This window comes from Streptomyces sp. NPDC054956 (assembly GCF_053609185.1).
In genome coordinates, this window is the sequence record NZ_JBSGXB010000635.1 from 1 (window position 1) to 1411 (window position 1411).

2 protein-coding genes are annotated in these 1411 nt (G+C 70.0%); both read right to left on the reverse strand.

Features of this window, described 5'->3' with window-relative positions:
• Positions 1-12 precede the first annotated feature (12 nt).
• Positions 13-381, reverse strand: coding sequence for a PRC-barrel domain containing protein (locus ACWGDE_RS38950; protein WP_453393820.1), 369 nt, complete (start codon positions 379-381; stop codon positions 13-15).
• Positions 382-538: 157 nt separating this feature from the next.
• Entirely contained in the window at positions 539-1042 is a 504-nt protein-coding gene (locus ACWGDE_RS38955; RefSeq protein ID WP_453393821.1) for a hemerythrin domain-containing protein, read from the reverse strand.
• Positions 1043-1411: the final 369 nt, after the last annotated feature.

Below are 1411 nucleotides of genomic sequence, written 5' to 3' on the forward strand. Positions count from 1 at the left end.
GTGTCCGACAGGTCAGACAATGCGGCCGCCGAAGGGACCGCCGGTGGAGTAGTACGTGCCGAGCTCCGTGCGGTAGTCGAGGTCACCGAGGTGCTTCTCGCTGTGGAACTCCGGGGCGTTCTTGATCTGTTCCTTGGTCCTGTCGACCTGGACCTTCTCCTGGTCGACGTCGATCCGGATGACCGTGCTCGCCGGGAGCAGGACCTCCTTGCCGAAGATCCAGACTCCTGTGTCCACGACCAGGTAGGCGTCACCGGCCTCGTAGGAGTGCTTGTCGATCTTGCCGATGTCGCCGTCGGTCGCCTCGACCGTGTAGCCGGTCAGATCGCCACCGGCCATGTGGCCGGCGGTCGGATTGAAGGTCCACACATGCTCAGTCACGCGAAAGCAACTCCTTCGGTCGACGGGGGACGGTGGGTCCTTTGCTCCCGTCCCTCTCACCCGAACGCGCCTGCCCCGCTCTCGGAGCATCATGCGCCGGGGCGCGGTCGGGGCCGGTGCGAAGCCGCAGCGGCCTCCGACGGCTGACCGGCCCGCGTCATCCCCGTACGATCGCGCGCACGTTCTCGACGGTCCCGCAGTCGGCCGCGAGTTGCCGCTCCCGCTCCTGGAGGAACGCCGCCCCGAGTTCGGCCCGGCGCTCGTCCGGGACGTTCTCCCTGGCGTCGTTGAGGATCGTCCGTTCCTCCTCGTCCAGATGGTGGGTGACCGCCTTGACCAGGTCCTCCAGGCGCGCGTCCCACGCGTCGGAGCCCACCTCGGACACCTCCAGCAGTGCCAGCAGCGCCTCGTTGCCCTCGGCGTGCTCCTCGGCGCCGTGCTCGACCTCCTCGTCGTCGACGTCCTTGAACCTCTTCAGCGCGCCGTACACCTCGGCCTCCTCGGCCTCGCCGTGCGCGATGAGCAGGGCGGAGAACTTCGCGAGCGCGCCCGCCCGGTCCGCCTCCACACTGCGCATCCGGCGGAAGAGGTCCTCCATCGTGCGGTGGTCCTTGAGGATCAGGGCGACGACGTCCCCTGTCCCTTGCTTGTCCGCGGCCATTCCATTCCTCCTGCTCCGCCGGGGTCCTGTCCTGCCTAATCGGGGGGTTCCACCACCGGAGGCCGCTCGACGGGCGAAGGCTGGTCGGGGACCGGGCGGGGATCACGGGGCTGGGGATCGGGAGGTCCGGGTTCGGGTTCGCGCGGCACCGGATCCGGCCCGCTCGGTACCGGGGCGGGGCCTTCGGGTTGCGGTTCGGTGGTCCAGTCCATGCGGTTCACCTCGGGGTTCCTTGCCGTACGTCGCGCGTCGGTGATCGGCGCCCTCGGCGCCTGCCCCGTCGCACGTGGCTCAAACGGCGTCGGCGCGGGAACGGGGGGAGATCCGGGGGCCGCCGGCAGCGGGGCCGAAACCGGTGCCGTGCGGGAA

Coding starts and splice junctions, on each gene's coding strand:
- ACWGDE_RS38955 (WP_453393821.1), bottom strand. CDS start 1,042: ATGGCCGCGGACAAGCAAGGGACAGGGGACGTCGTCGCCCTGATCCTC.